Source organism: Campylobacter sp. RKI_CA19_01116 (genome assembly GCF_025771405.1).
Lineage (GTDB): Bacteria > Campylobacterota > Campylobacteria > Campylobacterales > Campylobacteraceae > Campylobacter_D.
The window spans coordinates 12,068-34,735 of record NZ_JAKMQF010000009.1 but is presented as its reverse complement, the minus strand read 5'-3'; the positions used below and the strand labels follow the sequence as shown (position 1 = coordinate 34,735).

26 protein-coding genes are annotated in these 22,668 nt (G+C 28.5%); 15 read left to right on the top strand and 11 right to left on the bottom strand.

Features of this window, described 5'->3' with window-relative positions:
• The gene (locus L8U41_RS07120) at positions 1–306 is read right to left on the bottom strand and encodes a cytochrome c553 (RefSeq protein ID WP_039668143.1); all 306 of its coding nucleotides are present in this window, start codon (positions 304–306) and stop codon (positions 1–3) included.
• Between the two features lie 130 nt (positions 307–436).
• Between L8U41_RS07120 and L8U41_RS07115 the strand changes: the two genes are divergently transcribed.
• Genes L8U41_RS07115 through gmhA form a run of 4 tightly spaced genes read left to right on the top strand, consistent with a single transcriptional unit; the run spans position 437 to position 3,818 of the window.
• Entirely contained in the window at positions 437–952 is a 516-nt protein-coding gene (locus tag L8U41_RS07115; RefSeq protein WP_263728170.1) for a D-glycero-alpha-D-manno-heptose-1,7-bisphosphate 7-phosphatase, read from the top strand.
• Entirely contained in the window at positions 949–1,902 is a 954-nt protein-coding gene (rfaD, locus tag L8U41_RS07110; protein ID WP_263728169.1) for an ADP-glyceromanno-heptose 6-epimerase, read from the top strand. The genes L8U41_RS07115 and rfaD overlap by 4 nt, the downstream gene beginning before the upstream one ends.
• Positions 1,895–3,268 (top strand): D-glycero-beta-D-manno-heptose-7-phosphate kinase, encoded by a 1,374-nt coding sequence (gene rfaE1, locus L8U41_RS07105; protein WP_263728168.1) that lies wholly within the window; start codon positions 1,895–1,897, stop codon positions 3,266–3,268. Before rfaD ends, rfaE1 begins: the two co-directional genes overlap by 8 nt.
• The gene (gene gmhA, locus L8U41_RS07100; RefSeq protein WP_263728167.1) at positions 3,258–3,818 is read left to right on the top strand and encodes a D-sedoheptulose 7-phosphate isomerase; all 561 of its coding nucleotides are present in this window, start codon (positions 3,258–3,260) and stop codon (positions 3,816–3,818) included. Before rfaE1 ends, gmhA begins: the two co-directional genes overlap by 11 nt.
• Before the next feature lie 7 nt (positions 3,819–3,825).
• Here gmhA and pyk read toward each other — a convergent pair whose 3' ends face one another.
• From pyk to L8U41_RS07070, 6 genes are all read right to left on the bottom strand, one after another.
• Positions 3,826–5,277, bottom strand: coding sequence for a pyruvate kinase (pyk, locus tag L8U41_RS07095; protein ID WP_263664164.1), 1,452 nt, complete (start codon positions 5,275–5,277; stop codon positions 3,826–3,828).
• A gap of 12 nt (positions 5,278–5,289) precedes the next feature.
• Positions 5,290–6,636, bottom strand: coding sequence for an FAD-dependent oxidoreductase (locus L8U41_RS07090; protein ID WP_263664165.1), 1,347 nt, complete (start codon positions 6,634–6,636; stop codon positions 5,290–5,292).
• A 107-nt stretch (positions 6,637–6,743) separates the two neighbouring features.
• On the bottom strand, positions 6,744–7,367 hold the full coding sequence (locus tag L8U41_RS07085; RefSeq protein WP_263683203.1) for a type III pantothenate kinase: 624 nt from the start codon (positions 7,365–7,367) through the stop codon (positions 6,744–6,746).
• Positions 7,354–7,686: a hypothetical protein gene (locus L8U41_RS07080; protein ID WP_263679603.1), complete on the bottom strand. Its 333-nt coding sequence runs from the start codon at positions 7,684–7,686 to the stop codon at positions 7,354–7,356. The genes L8U41_RS07085 and L8U41_RS07080 overlap by 14 nt, the downstream gene beginning before the upstream one ends.
• Position 7,687: 1 nt before the next feature.
• Positions 7,688–8,683 (bottom strand): hypothetical protein, encoded by a 996-nt coding sequence (locus L8U41_RS07075; protein ID WP_263728166.1) that lies wholly within the window; start codon positions 8,681–8,683, stop codon positions 7,688–7,690.
• Positions 8,680–9,225, bottom strand: a complete 546-nt coding sequence (locus L8U41_RS07070) for a hypothetical protein (protein ID WP_263728165.1) — start codon at positions 9,223–9,225, stop codon at positions 8,680–8,682. Before L8U41_RS07070 ends, L8U41_RS07075 begins: the two co-directional genes overlap by 4 nt.
• 149 nt (positions 9,226–9,374) lie before the next feature.
• Here L8U41_RS07070 and gatC point away from each other — a divergent pair, with 149 nt between their 5' ends.
• Genes gatC through L8U41_RS07030 form a run of 8 tightly spaced genes read left to right on the top strand, consistent with a single transcriptional unit; the run spans position 9,375 to position 15,599 of the window.
• Complete coding sequence (gene gatC / locus L8U41_RS07065; RefSeq protein ID WP_263728164.1) at positions 9,375–9,662, top strand: Asp-tRNA(Asn)/Glu-tRNA(Gln) amidotransferase subunit GatC; 288 nt, start codon at positions 9,375–9,377, stop codon at positions 9,660–9,662.
• 21 nt (positions 9,663–9,683) lie between these two features.
• Positions 9,684–10,253 carry a CvpA family protein gene (locus L8U41_RS07060; RefSeq protein ID WP_263664171.1) on the top strand — a complete coding sequence of 190 codons (570 nt, stop codon included), beginning with the start codon at positions 9,684–9,686 and terminating at the stop codon, positions 10,251–10,253.
• Positions 10,243–10,698 carry a Fur family transcriptional regulator gene (locus L8U41_RS07055; protein WP_039617809.1) on the top strand — a complete coding sequence of 152 codons (456 nt, stop codon included), beginning with the start codon at positions 10,243–10,245 and terminating at the stop codon, positions 10,696–10,698. Before L8U41_RS07060 ends, L8U41_RS07055 begins: the two co-directional genes overlap by 11 nt.
• 11 nt (positions 10,699–10,709) lie before the next feature.
• Positions 10,710–12,212, top strand: a complete 1,503-nt coding sequence (lysS, locus tag L8U41_RS07050; protein WP_263728163.1) for a lysine--tRNA ligase — start codon at positions 10,710–10,712, stop codon at positions 12,210–12,212.
• Positions 12,213–13,454, top strand: coding sequence for a serine hydroxymethyltransferase (locus tag L8U41_RS07045; protein ID WP_263679599.1), 1,242 nt, complete (start codon positions 12,213–12,215; stop codon positions 13,452–13,454).
• Positions 13,451–13,996, top strand: a complete 546-nt coding sequence (locus L8U41_RS07040) for a DUF1882 domain-containing protein (RefSeq protein WP_012661221.1) — start codon at positions 13,451–13,453, stop codon at positions 13,994–13,996. Before L8U41_RS07045 ends, L8U41_RS07040 begins: the two co-directional genes overlap by 4 nt.
• A gap of 17 nt (positions 13,997–14,013) precedes the next feature.
• Positions 14,014–14,820 carry an SPOR domain-containing protein gene (locus tag L8U41_RS07035; protein ID WP_263679598.1) on the top strand — a complete coding sequence of 269 codons (807 nt, stop codon included), beginning with the start codon at positions 14,014–14,016 and terminating at the stop codon, positions 14,818–14,820.
• The gene (locus L8U41_RS07030) at positions 14,817–15,599 is read left to right on the top strand and encodes a shikimate dehydrogenase (protein ID WP_263728162.1); all 783 of its coding nucleotides are present in this window, start codon (positions 14,817–14,819) and stop codon (positions 15,597–15,599) included. Before L8U41_RS07035 ends, L8U41_RS07030 begins: the two co-directional genes overlap by 4 nt.
• Here the strand turns inward: L8U41_RS07030 and dnaJ are convergent.
• Entirely contained in the window at positions 15,596–16,717 is a 1,122-nt protein-coding gene (gene dnaJ, locus L8U41_RS07025) for a molecular chaperone DnaJ (RefSeq protein WP_263728161.1), read from the bottom strand. The two genes, L8U41_RS07030 and dnaJ, sit on opposite strands and share 4 nt — an antisense overlap.
• Before the next feature lie 113 nt (positions 16,718–16,830).
• Between dnaJ and L8U41_RS07020 the strand changes: the two genes are divergently transcribed.
• Genes L8U41_RS07020 through recR form a run of 3 tightly spaced genes read left to right on the top strand, consistent with a single transcriptional unit; the run spans position 16,831 to position 19,305 of the window.
• Complete coding sequence (locus tag L8U41_RS07020) at positions 16,831–17,502, top strand: response regulator transcription factor (protein WP_012661225.1); 672 nt, start codon at positions 16,831–16,833, stop codon at positions 17,500–17,502.
• Positions 17,499–18,731, top strand: a complete 1,233-nt coding sequence (locus L8U41_RS07015; protein ID WP_263664177.1) for an ArsS family sensor histidine kinase — start codon at positions 17,499–17,501, stop codon at positions 18,729–18,731. Before L8U41_RS07020 ends, L8U41_RS07015 begins: the two co-directional genes overlap by 4 nt.
• Before the next feature lies 1 nt (position 18,732).
• A complete protein-coding gene (recR, locus tag L8U41_RS07010) occupies positions 18,733–19,305 on the top strand; it encodes a recombination mediator RecR (protein WP_263728160.1) in 573 nt (190 codons plus the stop codon).
• Here the strand turns inward: recR and L8U41_RS07005 are convergent.
• The 3 genes from L8U41_RS07005 to L8U41_RS06995 are packed head-to-tail and all read right to left on the bottom strand — an operon-like array spanning position 19,292 to position 22,555.
• On the bottom strand, positions 19,292–20,320 hold the full coding sequence (locus L8U41_RS07005; protein ID WP_263728159.1) for a hypothetical protein: 1,029 nt from the start codon (positions 20,318–20,320) through the stop codon (positions 19,292–19,294). The genes recR and L8U41_RS07005 overlap by 14 nt on opposite strands.
• Complete coding sequence (gene uvrC / locus L8U41_RS07000) at positions 20,317–22,110, bottom strand: excinuclease ABC subunit UvrC (protein ID WP_263728158.1); 1,794 nt, start codon at positions 22,108–22,110, stop codon at positions 20,317–20,319. Before uvrC ends, L8U41_RS07005 begins: the two co-directional genes overlap by 4 nt.
• A complete protein-coding gene (locus tag L8U41_RS06995) occupies positions 22,103–22,555 on the bottom strand; it encodes a hypothetical protein (RefSeq protein WP_263664181.1) in 453 nt (150 codons plus the stop codon). The genes uvrC and L8U41_RS06995 overlap by 8 nt, the downstream gene beginning before the upstream one ends.
• Positions 22,556–22,668: the final 113 nt, after the last annotated feature.

Sequence of the window (22,668 nt, the reverse complement as noted above, 5' to 3'; positions counted from 1 at the left end):
TTATTTTTTTAAGCTTTCGATATATTCTTCAATTGCTTTGAAATCTGCTTCTGTTAAACCTTTAAGGTTGATTTTCATGATAGCACCTTGACCATAAGCATTTCTTTTACCTGCTGCATAGTCTTTCATGTATTGCAATCTTTCAGCTGCAGTTAAAGAATTTAAAGCAGGAACTTTGTTAAGATAAACTTTATCTGCTTTAGCACCATGACATACTGCACATTTTTTGTAAAGTGTAGCACCATCTGCAGCAAAAGCTGAAACACCAAGACATGCTAAAGCTGATAAAACAAGTAGCTTTTTCATTGTATCACTCCTATATAAATTGAAAATAAAATGTTTTGAATTATAAGCTTTTTTTATTTAAAGTCGCTTAAAAAACTTTTTTACTTGATAAATTATAAAAATCTTAATAAAAATACATTATAATTTTTTTATGAAAACAAGAGCGTTATTTTTAGATAGAGATGGGATTATTAATATAGATAAAAAATACGTTCACAAGATCAGTGATTTTGAATTTTGTGATGGTATTTTTGAACTTTGCGAATTTTTTCAAAAGCAAAATTTTTTAATTTTTGTAGCTACTAATCAATCAGGCATTGCAAGAGCTTATTATAGTGAAAAAGATTTTGAAATTTTAAGTTCATATATGTTGGATGAGTTTTTAAAAAGAAACATTAGAATAGAAAAAATTTATCACTGCCCGCATTTAGAAAATTGTGAATGTCGTAAGCCAAAACCTGGCATGCTTTTAAAAGCACAACAAGAATTTGATATAGATTTTTCACAATCTTTTTTTATAGGGGATAATTTAAGCGATATGCAAGCTGGAATTAATGCTGGTGTAAAAAATCTATTTTTGATTAATAAAAATTATAATGATGATAAAAACTATAAGGTCTTTAAAAATTTAAAAGAACTTTTGCATTATTTAAAGGATAGAAAATGAAAATAGTGATAACGGGTGGAGCAGGTTTTATAGGCTCTGCACTTGCTTTAGAATTTCAAGATAAACATGAAGTTTTGATTGTAGATAAAATGCGCTCAAGTGCTACTTTTGAAAATGGAAATTTAGAAAGCTTTGGTCATTTTAAAAATATTTTAGATTTTGAAGGTGAGCTTTATGTGGGTGATATTAATGATGAAAGAACTTTAAAAGTTATAAAAGATTTTAAACCCGATGTGATCTTTCATAAGGCTGCAATTTCAGATACAACTGTTTATGATCAAAACAAAGTTTTAAAGACTAATTTAAACACTTTTAAAGATTTTATAGAACTTGCTTTGGAGCTTAATGCGAAATTGATCTATGCGAGTTCAGCTTCAGTTTATGGAGATGCTCCAAGCCCTCAAACTGTAAATTTAAGTGAAGCCCCTAAAAATCCTTACGCATTTTCAAAATTAATGATGGATAAATTAGCAAAAAAATACTTTGATAAAATGCATATAGTCGGGCTTAGATATTTTAATGTATATGGCAAGGGAGAATTTTTTAAAAATAGCACTGCTTCTATGATTTTACAATTTGGACATCAAATTTTAGCGGGCAAAAGTCCGCGTTTATTTGAAGGAAGTGATCAAATTTATCGTGATTTTGTATATATTAAAGATGTTGTGAGTGCAAATTTGCAAGCTTTAGAAGCAAAAAGCGGAATTTATAATGTAGCCACAGGTAAGGCAAGAACTTTTCAAGATATAGTTGATATTTTACAAAAAGAATTAAACACTAATTATCCTTGTGAGTATATTTCTAATCCTTATAAAAATGCTTATCAATTTCATACTCAAGCAAAATTAGATGAGAGTTTTTCATATAAAGCTAAATTTAGTCTTGAAGAGGGAATAAAAGATTATTTAGATGAGATTAAAAGGCTTTATGAAAAGGAAGTAAATGCTTGATTTTTTAAGTTCTAAAAAGCCAAAAATTTTAGTTGTTGGGGATTTTATGGTGGATCATTATATATGGTGTGATTGCACTAGAATTTCTCCAGAAGCTCCTGTAATGGTAATGAAATCACAAAAAGAAGATAAAAGACTAGGTGGAGCTGGTAATGTATATGCAAATTTAAAAAGTCTTGGTGCTGAGGTTTTTGCTCTAGGACTTGTGGGTGATGATGAGAGTGGGAGATTTTTAAAAGAGAATTTAAATGCAAAATTATTAGTAGAAAAAGATAGAAAAACTCCTCTTAAGAGTAGAGTTTTATCGCATTCTCAGCAAGTTTTAAGGCTTGATGATGAAAATGATTTTGATACTAAATTAGAAGATGAAATTATTCAAGAGTATAAAAAAATCGCAAAAGATTATGATGCGATTGTTTTGAGTGATTATGCCAAAGGGATTTTAACTTCAAAAGTAACAAAAGCTTTGATAGAGCATGCAAATACTTTAAATTTACCTATTTTGATTGATCCAAAAGGAAGTGATTTTAGCAAATATCAAAATGCAACCTTGCTAACTCCAAATAAAAAAGAAGCTATTCAAGCTTTGGGTGTAGAAAAAATTGATAATTTAGAAAAAGCTTTGAAAAAATTAAAAGATGATTTAAATTTGGCTTATTCTATTATAACTTTATCTGAAGAAGGAATAGCACTTTTTGATGAAAAATTACATATTATTCCTGCAAAAGCCTTGGAGGTTTATGATGTAACAGGAGCTGGAGATAGTGTTATAGCTATGCTTGCTTATGCTTTGGCTTTAAAAGTTGATATTGTAAAAGCGTGCGAGCTAGCAAATGATGCAGCGGCTGTTGTGGTAGCAAAAGTAGGAAGTGTGAGTGTAAGTTTAGAAGAGATAAAAAACCTCAAAAAAGCTTCTTTTGAAGATAAAATTAAAAGCAAAGAAGAGCTTGTAAAATTGCTACAAGATCAAAAAGTAGTTTTTACCAACGGGTGTTTTGATATTATGCATTATGGTCATATAAAATATCTTGAAAAAGCTAAAAAATTAGGAGATATCTTAGTTGTAGGTTTAAATTCAGATGAAAGCGTAAAAAGACTAAAAGGAAATTCAAGACCTATAAATTTAGAGTTTCAACGTGCATGTATGCTTGCGAGCATGTATTTTGTAGATTATGTAGTGATTTTTGATGAGGATACTCCTTATGAATTGATAGAGTTTTTAAAACCTGATGTGCTAGTTAAGGGAGCTGATTATAAAGACAAAGAGGTAGTGGGTTCAAATTTAGTAAAAAAAGTAGAATTGATCGACTTTGAAGATGGATTTAGCACTACCAATATAATTAATAGGATTGCAAATGATAAATAAAATCGAAAAGGAATTTATTCAACATCAAAAAACTTTAGAACAAAGTTTGAGTTTAAAAGAGCAAATTGCTATGGCTGCTCAAGAGTTAAAAGTGTGCTTGAAAAGTGGTGGGAAAATTTTAATTTGTGGAAATGGTGGAAGCGCTGCAGATAGCCAGCATTTTGCAGCTGAACTTAGCGGAAGATATAAAAAAGAAAGAAAGGCTTTAGCTGCTATTGCTCTAAGCACTGATACCTCTGCTTTAAGTGCTATAGGAAATGACTATGGTTTTGAATTTGTTTTTTCAAGACAAGTTGAAGCTTTAGCTAGTGATAATGATGTGTTGATTGGAATTTCTACTAGTGGAAAAAGTCTAAATGTGATCAAAGCTTTTGAAAAGGCCAAAGAAATTGGTGTTAAATGTATAGGACTCAGTGGAAAGGGTGGTGGAGTGATGAATGAACTATGTGAGCATAATATAGTCATTCCAAGCGATGATACAGCTAGAATTCAAGAAATGCATATTTTAATTATACATTGTTTATGTGATTTGATAGAAGAAGAATATTAAGTTTGGGTTATTTTCCCAAACTTAAATAATATTCAATTTGATCTTTTTGTAAAATTCTAATTAAATTTGTACTTCCTGCAACACCTATTGGAAAACCTGCAGTAAGAGTATAAACTCCATCTTTTTTCATAAGGCCTTTTTCGACTCCAAGTTTTACAGAATTGCTTAAAAGCTCTGTTAAATTTTCATGTTTTTCTATTAATATAGCAGGTTGAACTCCCCAGACTATACTTAAAAAATTTAAAGCTTTTTTAGAATGAGTAATAGCTATGATATCCATTTTTGGACGATATCTTGCTGTTTTAACCGCAGAAGCACCACTACTTGTGATGGTAAAAATTGCATTTGCATTTAAATCGGTTGCTAGTTGTGTGCTTGATTTAGCAATAATATCGGTTTCATTGAAACATTTAAAGGTTTCAAATTTTTCATAAGGATAGTTTTTTTCTGTTTCTATAATGGTTTGAGTCATAATATCAACTGCATTTGCCGGATCAATCCCTACCGCACTTTCTTCGCTAAGCATAACTGCATCAGTACCATCAAGCACAGCATTAGCAACATCTGAAATTTCAGCTCTTGTGGCAGTTTTGGATTTTGCAAGTGAAAAAAGCATTTGAGTAGCAGTGATGACAGGTTTATTAGCTTCATTGGCTTTTTTAATGATGAGTTTTTGTATATTTGGCACTCTATAATAAGGCACTTCAATACCCAAATCCCCTCTTGCTACCATTATACCATCACTGCAATTTATGATTTCATCGATATTTTCAACAGCATCAAATTTTTCTATTTTTGCAAAAATAGCAATTTTGGCATTATTTTCATCAAGTATTTTCTTAACTTCATCAATATCATGAGCATTTTGTACAAAAGAGATGGCTAAAAAGTCAACATCATTTTTAATACCCCATGCAAGATCGTCTTTATCTTTTTGGGTGATAACATCGATATTAATTTTTGTATTAGGAAAATTAATTCCCTTGTTTGAACTAAGCACCCCGCTATTTTCTACTTGGGTTTGGATAAAATCTTTTTCAACTTGCACTACTTTAGTTTTGATGGAGCCATCACAAAGATAGATGTATTCTCCTACCTTTAGCATTGAAAGAATTTCAGGATGATTAATACAGACTTTATAATGTTCATTAGAAAGTTTTTCTCCTTCAAAAGTATCCTTGTAAAAGTCTAGTCTATCTCCATTTTTTAATTCAAAAGCTTCTGGAATTTTTAAGGTTCTAATTTTTGGTCCACTAATATCTTGTAAAATTCCAATTCTTGCATTAAGTTCAGTTGCCACTTTTCTAATAGTAGTTAGATTTTGACTATGATACTCATGGGTTCCATGTGAAAAATTTAAACGAAAAACATTCACCCCATTAATAATCATTTGTCTTATTGTAGCTTCGTTTTCACTTGCTGGTCCAATCGTTGCAACTATTTTTGTTTTTTTTAGCATTTTTTATCCTTTTTATAGTAGTTCGCTAGTAAATAAATCCTCATTAAAATTAGCACCCAAGTATTGACAAATAAGTTTTGCATCTCTATAACCATTACCAAGACAACTTGTAGCACCTGGACTTGGTGTCATATTGAAAATTATACCTGGAATTTCAGTGATACTTGCTTCACCAAGCATTAATTCTCCTGCCTTTTTATCAAGTACTTGAGGACGTACTCCGCCAAAATTTTTAGCATAGTATATATCATCTGTTTTCAAACTAGGAACTATTTTTCTTGCATCTTTTACAAAAAGTCTTTTGTTAATGTAAGGAATTTCAAATAAATAATTATAAAGAATATAATTTCTAATAGTAGAATCTTTAAAAAGATTAAGGCAAATTTTGACTACATTCATGTCTAAGTTAAGTGTTTTGAAAAATTCAGGTAGTGATTTAAAACCATGGTATCTTTCTAACATAGGGATAACTAAGGCAGTAGGGCCAAAGCGTGTATTCATATTAGCTAATAAATCAGGATCACCATGTAGCGCAGCAAATGGTAGTTTTGGATTTTGCACCATGTAAACTTTACCATTTAAAATTTTTCTTTTAGACATATAAAAACTTCCTGCAACCGGAAAGCAAGATTTATCTAATCCTATACCCATTTTATGTGCCAAAAATAAAGAATGCGCTCCTGCATTTACTATAATAGATTTTGCACTATATTCTTTAAAATCTTTTGTTTTAATATAAAAAATATCATCTTTTTTTTCTATAAACACAACTTCTTGATTATAGGCAACATGAGTATTTTTTCCTTGTTTGCAAGCTTGCTCTATAAGATTTTGACTCATCAAGCCAAAATCTACTGTAGTATAAACCGTTCCTGCTTCTACACCCATAGCTACTACTTCATCGGTTCTATCATTTATGCCATCTTCGCCTAATACAACATTAGGTTCTATTTGCTTAATTTCATCTTTAGTATAAAATTTAATATAAGGATATAATTCTTTAAATTCTTCATATCTATTTTTCATATACTCGCATTCTTTGTCTCCAACTGCAAGTGCGAGTTTTTGGTGTGAGTGCATAAACTTATTTTGTGCATTTTGCAAAAGACCATATTTTACAATCATATCTGCTGTTGTCTTAACTTTTTTTGCTTTTTCTAAAGTGTAATTTGTCTCTATATCACCACAGTGGATAGTTTGTGAATTGCTTGTGCTATGGCTATTTAAAGTTGCAGCGCTATTGTATTTTTCTAACAAAGCAATATTTTGAATATTTGTGTATCTAGCCAGCTCGTAAAATACTGCAGCACCAGAAATCCCACCGCCAATTACCACGGTATCAAAATGTTTTTGATCCATTGTTATCAATTCCTTTTGTGTGTTTGATTTTGCTAATAATATCAAAATATAGTTGTTTTGAGTAAATAAATTTTATAATTTCAAGCGCTTGGGTATAGAAATAAATTTTAAAGTATAAAATTTTCACAAACAGCTTTTTTCATACCTCTAAAAATTAAAAATTTATCATAAATTGCATAGTCGAAAAAATTTGCAAGAAATTGCCCATCTCCGCCTGTAAAATATAATTTTTTATCATATGCACTATCTTTTATAAGTAAATATATGCTTTTAAAAACTCCATAACTTAAAGCATCAACGGTTCTTTGAGGGAAAGCATCAAAATTAATCTGTGTATTTAGCTCGTATCTTAAACGTGATGAAATATTGGAAAAAGACTTTTTATAGCTTTCAATACCTGGGAGTATAAATCCCCCAAGATGAATAGAATTAGAAATAATATCTACAGTTATTGCAGAACCCGCATCAACTACAACACCATCTTCTATAGTGTAACATGCTGCTATTCTATCAACCCCTAAATTCTCATAAATAGTATCAAAATTAAAATATGAGGCAAGATTGATAAATAAAGGATTTTGTTCTAATCTTTGCTCTAAATTTGGATTTACATTGATATAAAATACTTTTTGTGTAGGTTCGTATTGTAAAAACTGTTCAATACTCATAGAATAAAATTTTTGCTCATTTAGAAAACTAGCGGTTGTGTTACCAATATCACATAAAAGCATAATTTTTAATCCCTTTGGTAGCTAGATATTCTTTTGCTTTAGAACAAATTAAAGCTTGGTGAAATATAAAATAATTTTGAAAATTTAAGTTTAGAGTTTGGTTTATATTTTGAAAAATACTTTCAAATTCTAGACATTCTTTTGTTAAAATTTTACTTTTTGTAAAAGAAAATAAAATCAAACAACACTGTTTGTTTGTATTCTCTCCATAAATACAAATTAATTTTTTCTTTTTACTAAAAGCATGGATATCTAAGGATTTAGTATTTTTTAAAACAATCCCATATTTTATAAGAATATCGCTAAGCTCTTGATTCATTTTAGTTTAATTGTAAAAATTTATTTTGAAAGAAAAATTTACCATTAGCCATAAAACTTTTTTTATCAACGGCTTCACTTAGTTTATATACTGTATAATCTTTCAAATTTGTATTTAGCTTGATCAAATAACCTGTTTTTTCAAAAATATACAAAGAGTTATTGTGCAAGGTGCTTTTAGAAAACAGAGCAAACTGAAATTTTACTTCATCGATTTTTCTAAGATTATAATCATTTTTAATAACTCTTCCATCTTTTGTTAGTATAAAAATTTCATTATCATTAGTGTTTACTTCTTTAATATTTTCGTTTAAATATAAGGTTCTATTTGGAGTAACAACGATGATTTTTTGTGCAGTTGCAGCAACCATAGTATCATTTTTAACATGAAGATAGATGATATTGTTAAAAAATTCCTCACTACTTACTAAAATTTCTTTACTCACTTTTAGTGTGCTTTTATTAAGTATGGCTAATTTTCCATTAAGCATAGGATATATAATAATGGTATTTAAAAAATAAGGATTAGCATAACGACTATCTTGAGCATATGCTGTGCCAAGATTTTGAAGCATTTTAATACCAAGATTTTTATTTGCATATACTAAGGTATTGCTAGCTAAAATTAAAGCTATATCATCTCCATCTATACTTGCACTCACTACACTTTCATTAAATTTATGAGAAAATAATTCATCACCTTGTAAATTTAAAATCTTAAAATTTCCATTATCATCGCCAATAAGAACCTCTTCTTGTTGCATATTTATAATATGATAATTTTTATCTAGTTTAAAATTAATAATATTTCCCATAGTATCTATAAAGGAATTATTGCTTAATTGTGCTATATTGTTATTGAAATTTATAATTTTACCATTAATACTTTGAGAGCTATAAGGAAGCTGTTCTGCTTGTGTTGGTTGGTAATACTCCCTTTTTGTGCCACAAGCACTAAAAAATATTAAAGTAATGATAAATAAATAAAAGTGTTTCATTTTATTCCTTGATAATGTTTTAAGCTTGTAATAATCTGCCATAAGGGAGAATTTATAGGTATTTTATTAAATTCTATATCTGCATTTTTAAAATCGTTTTGTTTTAGAAAATCAAAACCTACCAATAAGGTATTATAATCTTTCAAAAAGTCTGATTTTTGATTGTTTTGAGCAAGCACTATTTGTTTTAACAAAGGATCTATGTTAAGGCTTAAAGTTTGATTAAGATCTTGATTGTTTTGACTCATCATGAATATGGTGTATAGATTTGCATTTTTTTGTTTTAATTCTTCAAGTAATTTTTGGTCTGAAGGATTTTTCAATAAGTTGTTAAAAATTATATTACTTTCTTGAATATTACTTTCTTGTTTTAGATTGTAAAAATAACTTCCGCTAAGATATGCGATTAAAAGTACAATGATTACAATGAAATAGTATTTGTATTTTTTTATAAAGCGCTCAGATTTGATAAAATTTTCCATCATTTGCTCTTCAGAGCTTAATTCTGCTTGAACCGCTTTTAGATTTTCTTTTAAAGCCATATTTTCCCTTTTTTAGCAAGAATAAACATTATTTATTGTTTTAAGTCTATAATTGTAACATATAAAAATGAAAAAATAAATGATTTTATGTTATAATTTTTAACCTAAAAAGAGTTTTCTTGAGTTAAAAATTAAGATTAAGGTAAATTATGCAAATTGATGATAAATTATTAACCAAACTTGAAAAGCTAAGTGCTTTAAAAATTGCCGATGATAAAAGACAAGAATTGGAAGAACAATTAAGTCAGATTGTTAATTTTGTAGAAAAATTAGATGAGCTAAAACTTGATGATGTTGAAGCTATGACTAGCACTACAAATGCTGCAACTCCATTTAGACTAGATGAAAATAGAAAATCTGATGTGATAGATATGCTTAGCAAGTATGCTCCAAATTCTCAGGATGGATTTTTTATAGTCCCTAAGATAATTGAATAAAATATTTGGAGTTTAATATAGATGGAAAATTTTTCTTGGTTTGATGTATTTGTTTTAGGTTTAACTGCGATTTTAGGTTTAAAAGGTTTGGTAAGTGGCTTATTTAAGGAAATTTTTGGTTTATTAGGCATAGTTGGCGGGGTTTTGCTTGCTTCAAGATATGCTAAAGAAGTAGCAGAAATTATTAATAATAATTTTTATGCAATTGAAAACGAAAATCTTGCGATTTTTGCAGGATTTTTGGTTTTGTTAATTGTAATTTGGGTAGCTTGTATGGCTTTAGGAAATATATTATCAAAGATTTTTAGTATGAGTGGTCTTGGTTTTATAGATCGTATAGGTGGATTTTTATTTGGTAGTGCTAAAATATTTTTGATTTTTGCAATTTTAGTGGCTTGTATTAATAATATAGAATTTTTAAATGCAAGCTTAGAAAAATATGCTAAAAATAGCTATACATTAGATTTACTTAGACAAACAGGTGATTTTATAATGAATACTGATTTTACTCAAAATGGTTTAGATAAAATACAAGAACAAATTATAGATTCTAATTTAAGTCTAAATTCGGAGGTAAATAATGCAAATTGAAAATATTGAATATGATGTTTTGCTTGAGCGTTTTAAAAAAACACTTAAAGATAATGGTCTAAAATATACTAAACAAAGAGAAGTGCTTTTAAAAACTTTATATAATAGCGATATGCATTATACTCCAGAAAGTCTATACGTAGAAATAAAGCAAAAAAATCCCGAATTAAATGTAGGCATTGCAACAGTTTATAGAACTTTAAATTTGTTAGAAGAATCCGGTATGGCTACTTCTATATCTTTTGGTGCTTCAGGGAAGAAATTTGAACTTGCAAATAAACCTCACCATGATCATTTGATTTGTAAAAGTTGTGGCGAGATTGTAGAATTTGAAAATCCTATTATCGAACAGCAACAAATGTTAATCGCAAAAGAATATAATTTTAAATTAACAGGACATTTAATGCAACTTTATGGCCTATGTCCACAATGTAGTAAAAAATAAAGGTATATTTAATGTTTGATAATATTTTAGAGCAACAAAAAATTCAAAAAGCGCAAGAGTTAAAAGAACTAGGAATCAACCCTTATCCACACTTTTTAAAAAAAGAAATGAGTATAAGTGAATATAAGGCTAAATTCACCTATATTAAAGATATAGAAAATCAGCGTGATGAAAATGCTCATGGAGTATTAGCAGGAAGATTAAAGCTTCTTAGGATAGCTGGTAAATCAGTATTTGCTAATATAGAAGATGAACAAGATAATTTGCAAATTTATTTCAATCAAAACATTTTAGGGGAAGAATACTTTGCCATTTTAAAAAAATATCTTGAAGTAGGGGATATTGTTTTGGTTAAAGGTTTTCCTTTTATGACAAAAACAGGAGAATTCAGTCTTCATGTGGAACAAATTCAAATAGCTACAAAAGCTATAGTGCCTTTGCCAGAAAAATATCATGGGTTGACAGATATTGAGCAAAGATATAGAAAAAGATATCTTGATATGATTATGAATAGTGAGGTAAGAAAAGATTTTATTTTGCGTTCTAAAATAGTTTCTTATATTAGATCTTTTTTTGATAACAAAGGATTTTTGGAAGTTGAAACACCAATGATGCATCCTATTGCAGGGGGGGCAAATGCAAAGCCTTTTGTAACTTATCACAATGCTTTGGGTGTGGAAAGATTTTTAAGAATTGCTCCAGAGTTATATCTAAAACGTTTGATTGTAGGTGGTTTTGAGGCGGTTTATGAGATTAATAGATGTTTTAGAAATGAAGGGATGGATTTAACGCATAATCCTGAATTTACTACAATCGAGTTTTATTGGGCTTATCATAACTATCATGATTTAATGAATTTAACAGAAGAGCTTTTTGCTATGCTTTTAGATAAATTAAAATTAGATAAAAAACTTGAATTTGATGAAAAAATAATTGATTTTTCTAAGCCATTTGAAAGAATTACTTATAAAGACGCATTAAAAAAATATGGCGGTTTGGATGATGAGCTTATTAATAATAAAGAATTAATTTTGGAAAAGCTAAAAAAAGATGGATTTGAAGCCAATGAAAAATTGGAATTAGGTCATTTACAAGCTGAACTTTTTGATAATTATGTTGAAGATAAATTGATTGATCCTACTTTTGTGATAGATTTTCCTATTTCTATAAGTCCTTTATCTAGAAGAAGTGATAAAGATGCAGATATTGCTGAAAGATTTGAGTTGTTTATCGCAGGTAGAGAAATTGCTAATGGATTTAATGAGCTTAATGATCCTCTAGATCAATATGAGAGGTTTTTAAAGCAAATTGAAGCAAAAAATGCAGGTGATGAAGAAGCATGCGAAATGGATGAAGATTTTGTTAATGCATTAGGTTATGCTATGGCACCAACTGCAGGACAAGGTATAGGAATAGATAGATTGGTTATGCTTTTAATTAATAAAAAATCAATTCGTGATGTAGTGCTTTTCCCAGCCATGAGGCCACTTAAAAATGAGATAAAAGGAGAGTAAATGTTGGAAAAATTTGATAAAGAAATTTTTGATTTAACCCAAAAAGAGTTAGCAAGACAATGTGATGGTCTTGAAATGATAGCAAGTGAAAATTTTACCATACCAGAAGTTATGGAGGTAATGGGAAGTATTTTAACAAATAAATATGCAGAAGGCTATCCTGGTAAAAGATATTATGGTGGATGTGAATTTGTTGATGAGATTGAAACGATTGCTATAGAAAGATGTAAAAAACTTTTTAATTGTAATTTTGCCAATGTGCAACCTAATTCAGGCTCACAAGCAAATCAAGGTGTATATATGGCATTGTTAAATCCAGGTGATAGAATTTTGGGTATGGATTTAAGCCATGGAGGACACCTAACTCATGGTTCTAAAGTAAGTTCTTCTGGAAAGGTTTATGAAAGCTTTTTTTATGGAGTTGAGCTTGATGGAAGAATTAATTATGATAAAGTTAGAGAGATAGCAAAAGAGATTAAACCAAAACTTATTGTTTGTGGTGCTAGTGCTTATCCTAGAGTGATTGATTTTGCCAAATTTAGAGAAATAGCAGATGAAGTTGGCGCGTACTTGTTTGCTGATATTGCACATATTGCAGGCTTGGTTGTAGCGGGTGAGCATCCTAGTCCATTTCCTTATGCTCATGTTGTAAGTTCTACTACACATAAAACTTTAAGGGGTCCAAGGGGTGGGATTATCATGTGTAATGATGAAGAAATTGCTAAAAAGATAAATTCTGCAATTTTTCCAGGCATTCAAGGTGGTCCATTAATGCATGTAATTGCTGCTAAGGCTGTTGGATTTAAATATAATTTAAGTGATGAGTGGAAAATTTATGCTAAGCAAATCATCAAAAATACTGCTACTTTGGCACAAGTTTTAATAGATAGAAAATATGATTTAGTCAGCGGTGGTACTGATAATCATTTGATTTTATTAAGCTTTTTAAATAAAGAATTTAGTGGTAAAGATGCAGATTTAGCGCTAGAAAGAGCAGGTATTACAGCTAATAAAAATACTGTTCCAGGTGAAACTAGAAGTCCTTTTGTAACGAGTGGTTTAAGACTTGGAACAGCAGCTTTAACAGCAAGAGGTTTTAAAGAAGAGCAAATTTCTATTGTTGCAAATTATATAGCTGATATTTTAGATGATATACAAAATACAAAATTACAAGAGGAAATTAAGGTTAAACTGAAGGATTTAGCAAGTAATTTTATTATTTATGAAAGGGCTTTATTTTGATTACAACAATGGATTTAGCTTTAATTAAAATGGTTACAAGCCATTATTATATAAAGCGTGATACTATAGTAAATAAATACGAATACAAGGGTAGAATTTTCTTTGATAAATTTGAAAAAGTTAATGCCCCATTAACTGCTAGTGTTATACAAGAGCATATGGAAAAAAAGATAATCGTGGCGCATTCTTTGATTAATAGTTTTGATAAGGTTGAAAATATTGTATTTGATTATAACGGTTTTAACGCGGAGCGTTTTTGGCATAGAGCGCAGCTTGTTTTAAGAGAAGAAGGTTTTATTAATTTTACTGCTTATAGAACAAGAACTAATAATCATTTACATTTGTATATTCATAAAGGACATACAACTTTTAACGAGGCTTGTTCTTTGGGCTCAAAACTATCTTTGCTTTTTTCTCAAAAGATGCCAGTAGAGTGGAAGGTTTTTCCTAGTATGGATATACCTAGAGAATTTAATATATTAACCTTGCCTTATGAAGTTTATCAAAAAGAACGCGGTGCTTCTTGGTCTAAACATATGTAATTTTGAAAGGATGAAAAATGGAAGAAAACAATAAAAACGAATTTGATGATATAATTTTGCAAAAAAGCAATAAAAGCGAAAAACTTAAAAAAATTTTACTTAGATCGATTATTTTAATCATTGTATTTTTAGTTGTTATGATAGTAATGAAGCTAATTAATGACCCAGGTGAAGAAAAAACATTACAAATGCCATCAGAACCACAAGAGCAAGCTGCTTATGAAAATAATTTTAATTCTTTGCCTATTACAGATAGTGCTAAAGAAGAGGATGAATTTGAAGCTTTAGCTAGAAAATTAAAAGAAGAGAGTTCTTTGAATGATACAAATACTACCATAGAAGAAAAGCAAGAAGTTCCAAGTAATAGTGTTTTAGATCAAATTACTACAATAGAACCAAAAGAAGAGCCAGCTAAGGTGGAAGAAAAACAAGAAGAGATTAAACCTATAGAAAAATCTATAGAAAAATCAACTCAAAAACCTTCTGAAAAACCAAAAAATAATATAGTTGAGCAACAAAAAGCTCCAGAGCAAAGCAATACAAATGAATTATTTGAAAGTATCAAAACACCAAATGTTCAAACACAACTTCCTTCAGGTGCTTATATTCAAGTTTTTTCTTTAAATAGTTTAGATCCTAAATCAAAAGAATTAAATATACTTAAAGAAAATGGATATGATTATAAAATTTATAAAACAACAGTAAATGGCAAAGAGCTAACGAAAGTTTTAGTTGGACCTTATAAAGAGAGTGAATTAAAGACCGAATTAGAAAAAGTACGTTCTAAAATTGCAAAAGGTGCTTTTACATTTAGAGTAAAATGAAAACTTTTGCAGTTATAGGTGACCCTATTATGCATTCTAAATCTCCAAGAATGCATAATAATGCCTTGCAAACACTCAAAGAAGACGCAGTTTATACAAGATATCATCTAAAAGATAAAGCAAAACTAAAAGAGATTATTCAAAAGTTAGATGGTGCTAATATCACCATACCTTTTAAAGAAGCAGCTTGTAAAATAGCTGATTTTAAAGATGAAAGTGTTATACATATAGGCTCTGCTAATACTTTATTAAATAAAGATAATAAAATTTATGCTTATAATACAGATTATTTGGGATTTTTAAAAGCAATTGAGGATTTTTCTTTTATCAAAAATGCTTTGATTTTGGGTGCTGGGGGTACAGCTAAAGCTTTAGCATATGCTTTAAAATCTATATATATTGAAGTTACAGTAGCAAATCGTTCTAGTGCTAGATTTGAAAATTTAGCTAGCTATCCATGTTTTTTATATAATCAACTTGATTTAAGTAAAAAATTTGATTTGATTATCAATACAACTAGTGCAGGTTTAAATGATGAGAAATTACCTTGCCAAGAAGAGATTTTAAAAAGTATTTTTCAACATGCCAAATATGCTTTTGATGTGATATACGGTAAAAATACACCTTTTTTAAAATTAGCAAGAGAAAATGGCTTAAAAATAAAATCTGGTACACAAATGCTTTTATGGCAAGGTGTTTTTGCTCTTGAGTTATTTTTAGAATGTCAAAAAACAGAAGAAATTTTTAAAGCCATGAAAATGGCTTTAAAACTTCCTTAGTGGCTAAACCAAGATTTGATTTTATCAAGCAAACTTTCTTGTTCTATAAAGCCTTCTTCATCTGCTAAGCCAAAACTTTTCTCAAGCTGCAATAGTAGATTTTTTTGTTCATCAGTAAGCGTTTTTGGAAATTTTATTTCAATTTGTACAATATGTGAGCCTAATTTTCCATTGTGAATATTTTTAACACCTTCGTTGGCTAATTCGAATTTTTGTTTATCTTTTGCACCGACTGGAAGTTTAAGATCAGCCTCTCCTCTTATAGTGGATACTTTAATAGTTTTTCCAAGAGCAGCTTGGGTAAAAAATACAGGTACTATGGTATAGATATCATCATCATGTCTGATAAATTTATCATCATCTTCTACGATGATTTTGATATATAAATCACCTCTTTGAGAAGAATTTGGAAGCTCATTTGCTTTATTTTGTACCCTAAGACTCATACCGCTGTCTATACCTTCTGGTATATCAAGTTCTATATGATCTTTTATTTCTTCATAGCCATTACCATGACATGTTTTACATTTATCTTTTATAATCTGACCACTACCTTTACAATGATCACAGCTTTGCACAAAGGTCATAAAGCCTTGTCTAACACCAACTTGCCCTTTTCCTCCGCAATGAGGACAAGTATCTAATTTTCCATTTTCTGAACCACTTCCTTTGCATGATTTACAAAAACTTTTATAGGTAAAATCGATCTTTTTTTTGCAACCAAAAACAGCTTCTTTAAAGCTAATTTTTGTCGTTATTTTTAAATCTTGAGGATATTTATTTCCTTTTTCTTTTTTACGCGTTGAGCTGCCAAAACCAAATCCATCTCCAAAAAAGCTCGAGAATATATCCCCTAAATCAACATCTCCAAAACCTCCAAAACCACCGGCTTGACCTTTAAGTCCTTCTTTTCCGTATCTATCATATATACTTCTTTTTTCATCATTGCTAAGCACCTCATAAGCTTCATTTACAAGCTTAAATTTCTCTTCTGCTTCTTTGTCTCCTTGATTTCTATCAGGATGATATTTTAAAGCCATCTTTCTGTATGCTTTTTTTATGGTTTCTTTATCTGAAGTTTGGGAAATTTCTAGTATTTCATAATAATTAAGTTCCACTTTTTTCCTCTCTTGAAAAATTAATATTGTAATTTTAGCAAAAAAATAAATGAATAGTTAAATTATGTGTTATAATGTTAAGTTCGTAACATATTTTCACTAAAGGGGTAGAGATGATTAATGTTTTAATGATCGAAGATGATCCAGATTTTGCAGAGTTTTTGGCAGAATATTTGGCCCAGTTTAATATAAAAGTTACTAATTATGAAGATCCATATTTGGGAATGAGTGCTGGTATAAAAAACTATGATTGTTTAATTCTTGATTTAACTTTACCTGGACTTGATGGTCTTGAAGTTTGTCGTGAAATAAGAGAAAAATATAGTATTCCTATTATTATTTCTTCAGCTAGAAGTGATTTGAGTGATAAAATTGTAGGACTTCAAATAGGTGCAGATGATTACCTGCCAAAACCATATGATCCAAAAGAAATGCACGCAAGAATTATGAGTTTGATTCGTCGTTCTAAACGAACCAATGAAACTCCCGAGAAAATAATCAATTCGGCATTTAAAATTGATGAAAAAAGACATGAGATAAGTTATAATGATGAGGTTTTGGTTTTAACTCCTGCTGAGTATGAAATTTTAAGCTATATGATAAGACAACATGGTTTTTCGGTTAGTAGAGAACAACTTGTGTATCATTGCAAAAGCTTAAAAGATAAAGATTCTAAAAGCTTAGATGTTATTATTGGTAGACTTAGAACTAAAATTGGTGATAGCTCAAAAGCGCCAAAACATATTTTTTCAGTTAGAGGAATAGGATATAAATTAATAGGATGAAAGTAACTATTAATCTTAAAATCACCGTTCTTTTTGCAACAGCTTTTTTATTTGTTTGTGCCTTGTTTGTGCTTTTAGGAAAGGTTCAGATTGATTCTTATTTAACCAACGAACAAGGAAGACAAAAAGAAATTGTAGAAAAAATAATATATAATCTAGAAAGAAAAGAAGATTTTTCAATACATGAGTATCTTCTTTCTAAATCTTTTAAATTAGTTGAAAATGATCGCAGCGCAAAACATATCATTGCAAAAGGTGAAAAGGTATTTAGGATTAATTCTTTGTATGGAAGTTTTTCTTCTATTATTTATCATAATCAAATTTTTTTCTATGTAGAAAGATTGAATGCGAAACATCTTTATGAATTAAATGCTTCTACGCGTTTAGAATATTTATTTTTATTAAGTTTCTTTTTTAGTTTGATTTTGATTATATTTTTATATTTTTCAGTATTAAGATCTTTAATGCCTTTAAAAATTCTAAAAAAGAAAATTAAAAATATTAGTGCAGGTAAAATTGAACCTTTATCTGAATACTCTCAGATTAATGATGAAATTTCAGAAATATCTTTTGAATTTGACCATGCTATCAATAAAATTCAAGAGCTTGTAAAATCAAGGCAGTTTTTTTTAAGAATGATTATGCATGAACTTAAGACACCTATTGGCAAAGGTAGAATAGTTTGTGAAATGTTAGATAATCAAAAGCAAAAAGATCGTCTAGTAGCGATTTTTGAAAGACTGGAATTGTTGATTGATGAATTTGGGAAAATCGAAAAAGTCTTATCAAGAAATTGTCAACTTAATTTGCAAACCTATCATTTGAGTTTGATTTTAGAGCAGGCTGAAGATTATTTAATGAGGGATGATTTTTATCAAAAAGTAAAAATATCCTATAAAGAAGATACTATGATAATTGCTGATCTAGAACTCTTTTCTTTAATGCTTAAAAATTTAATTGATAATGCTATTAAGTATTCAGATGATAAAGCGTGTGAGATTATATGCTCTGGGGATTATATAATTGTTAGAAATAAAGGGATGCAGCTTAAAAAAACTTTTGATTATTATTTAAAACCTTTTGTGAGAGAACAAAATACCCAAGTAGAGGGAATGGGGCTAGGACTTTATATCATTAACAATATTTGCAATCTTCACGGTTATAATTTAACCTACAGCTATGAAGATGGCTATCATACTTTTAAAATTGTTTTTTCAAGGTTAAAATAATTTGAAAGGTTTGGAAAAATTTAACGAGCTAGTATCTGCCTTTTCCGCTTTGCCTACTATAGGGAAAAAGTCTGCTTTAAGGCTTGCATATCATGTTTGCATAAAAGATCCCTTATTAGGTTCTAAGCTTGCTTATCATATTGAAGAATCAATTAGAATGATAAAAAAATGCACACAATGTGGTGCTTTAAGCGAAAATGAATTATGTGAAGTTTGTTCTAATATAGAAAGAAATCATAGCATTATTTGTATAGTTCAAGATTCTAAAGATGTCTTGGTTTTAGAAGATAGTGGAAGTTATGATGGGCTTTATTTTGTACTTGATGATACAAGTGAAGAAAATATTATAAAATTAAGAAGCATGATTGAGTATAATAAAACCACAGAAATATTTTTTGCTTTCACACAAGGCTTAAATTCTGATGCCATTGTTTTTTTCATAGAAGAAAAATTAAAAGATTTAAATTTGAGTTTTTCTCAAATAGCTCAAGGTATTCCAAGTGGTGTTAGCTTAGAAAATGTTGATTTTATATCTTTGCATAAAGCTATAAATCATAGAACTAAACTTGATTGATATATTGTTTTAATAATGCTAGCCATTCACTTTTATTAATATCATTTAAGATTAAATTTGCAAAATTACAATCTTTAACTCTGTTTTTAGAAAAAAGCAAAATTGCAATTTGTGGATTTTTTATCTTGTACTCTTGTAAAATTTGACTAATATGCATTAGATCAAATTTTATAACCTCATAGTCTACTAAAATTAATTTAAATCTAAATTGTAATGCTTTTTTAAAGTCACTTAAATTATCTATAGTTTGATTATGGGGACAAAATTGATTAGTTATGTTTAAAATAAGATCATTTTCAAAGTAAGAAGATTTAAAAATTAAAACATTATAACAATCTCTTGCAATGTAACACTCTTGTGTAAAATGAGTATTTAAAAAATCAACAATCTCCTCAATATGAATTTCTTCAAAAGTGAAATTTAAAACATCATCTATTTTTTCCTTTGAAATGATAAAAGAATAATTTTTATCATCTTTTTGGTTATGTTTGTATAAAATTTCACTACTAATACCCATTTTAAGCAAAATAGACTGCAATAGAAAATTTTCATTTTTGTTATTATTGATAATACCTGCATGTATGTTTTTAAAACGTCTATGCTCTAAGTTAGGTTTATAATCATTGATAAAAGGTTTTAATATATAAGCAGAATTATCTAGATATAGATAGCTCAAGCCGTGGGCAAGATATTGATAATTTTGTTCTAGATGTAGGTTTTCCTTTTTTTGCTCATGCAGTTTTTTACCCATTAAATCAAACGATAATTTTAAATTTTCTTTTAATTCTTCTAAAGAGTTTGATTTTGGTAAGGAAAAATATTTTTCTATTTCTTGAATCAAGGTTTTGTCTTTTTTGATTTTATGATTTTTTGAGATTATATAAATACAGGCAATAATAAAAATCAAAATACTTATAAAAGTATAAATGAAGAATAGTTTTTGATCCATAGGATATAAACAATAATAATTTAAAAAACATAAAATTAAAGTCAAAAGACTAATAAATAATATCATAAATTTTCCTTGATTAATTTAGCTATTTTTACATTGGAAAGTGATTTTAATTCATCAAAACTAGCTTTGCTAATTTCATCAAAACTACCATAATAATCTAAAAATTTTTTAATATATCCTTGAGAAATTCCAAGTTGTATTAATCTAGAACTTTGCAAATCTTGTTTTCTTTTTGTTTTTTGATGAAAACTAATTGCAAAGCGATGTGCTTCATCACGTAATTTTTGCAAAAATTGTAATTTTTTATCATCAGTAGAAAGTTGAATTTTGCCTTCCTGAGTATAAATTTTATCTTTCGCACTTCCTTTTGCCCTGTAAGCTTTTGTATCTATTTTCTCTTTAGAAATTGCTAAAATATCTACATTTGCCCCAGAGCTTTTTATGATATCATTGGCTAGCTTTAATAAAGCATCTCCTCCATCAATTAACCATAAATCAGGTGGGGGATTTTTATCAAATGACAAAGCCCTTTTGCTAAGGGTTTGAAGCATTTGATCGTAATCGTTTTTATAGGATAAATGGTAGTGTCTATAAGAACTTTTGTCAAATTGTCCATCTTTATAAGCTACCAAAGCACCGACATTCGCTTCACCTTGCATATGAGAATTATCAAAAATTTCTATATAATTAGGATAATTTTGTAGGTTAAAAAAATCTTTTAATTCTTTTAAAAATAAATAATTATCGCTTTTTAAGTGCTTTTGTGTGTTTATTTTTGCATTTTCTAGTGCAAGTTCACATAAGGCTTTTTTTTCGCCAAGTTTTGGAGTTTTAAGATGAAATTTTTTAGAAAACCTTTCACTAAGTAAATTTTGCAAAAGGTTCATGTCTTCAAATTCTTCATGCGTATAGATTCGGGTTGAATTTATTGGACTATCTTGGGTATAATTTTCTAATATGTATTGTTTATATATTGCATTTAGGTCAAATTCATCTTGATGATTTAGAGTTAGTACTTTATGGTTTGAACTGATTATCTTGCCGTTATTTATAACAAAACGCACCATAGAGAGTATATTTGCTTCATGGTGTATGGCAAAAACATCAAAATCTTCTAATTTTGCAAGGTCTATTTGTATTTTTACACTTAAATCTTCTATTGTTTTGATTTGATCCCTTATAGTAGCTGCTTCTTCATAGTTTTCATTTTTTGCATATTCAAACATTTTATTTTCTAAATTTTTTGTCAAAGATAAGGGATTTAAAAGAGCTTGAGTTGCCTTTTGGATAATTTTTTCATATTCTTGTTTAGAGATTTTTTGCTCACATGGACCTTTGCAACGCTTGATTTGATAAAAAAGGCAAAGCTCCTTACAAGATTTTTTTTGTCTTAGTTCAAATAATAAATACAAAGCATTTAAAAGCTCTTTTGCTCCTTTAAAAAATGGACCAAAATATTTTATTTTGTTTTTTTTGATAATTTTTCTTGTAATTTCAAATCTTGGAAAATCTTCATTTAAATCTATATAAATATAAGGGTAGGTTTTATCATCTCTTAATAATATATTATATTTTGGATGAAGTTGTTTTATGAAAGAATTTTCCAATATTAAAGCATCAGCCTCACTTTTTGTAGTGATAAATTCTAAATGATGTGTTTGGCTAATCATTTTTTGAATTCTCAAGCTATTGTTAGGATTTGGGCAAAGATTTGGAGTGAAGTTAAAATAACTTCTAACGCGGTTTTTTAAATTCTTGGCTTTACCTACATATAAAAGCTTACCTTGAATATCAAAGTATTGATATACACCAGGTAAATTTGGTAAGGTTTTGAGTTCATTTTCAAGCATTTTTTATAAGCTTTCGCAGTTCTTCAAATTTGTTATGTAAAATAGGATTTTCAAAATGATTTTTAAAATTTCCATTAGAAAGCTCTAAGTGAGCTTTTTTATGCTCATTAAAAGTTTTGTTTTTAGAAATAAAGTTTTGATCACTGAGTATTTTTATGTTTTCTACCTTTGCAAAATTACTCATTGGCCTAGCTAAAGTATAGTTTTTTATGAGACTTTTAATCATTTTTTTGGTATTATCGTGATTTAATTCCATATATGCAATGTGGTGCTTAACTAAAATAATCAAAGTATTATTTTTTATAAAGAGTTTAGTAATCATTTGTTGGTGATTGTGATTAAATAAATTTAAAAACTCTTTATATTGAAAAAATATTTTTAAAGGTTTATAATGTTTAAAATCAGCAAGCTCGTTGATGATGTAATGACTCGTTTTAATTTTCATTTAATTATTTTAACATTTTTTTTATTAATATTTCTAAATGCATGTGGTTATAAGGATGCTCCATTTTATGAGATAAAAGATAATAATGGCAGTGTAAAGGAAATAAAAAAATT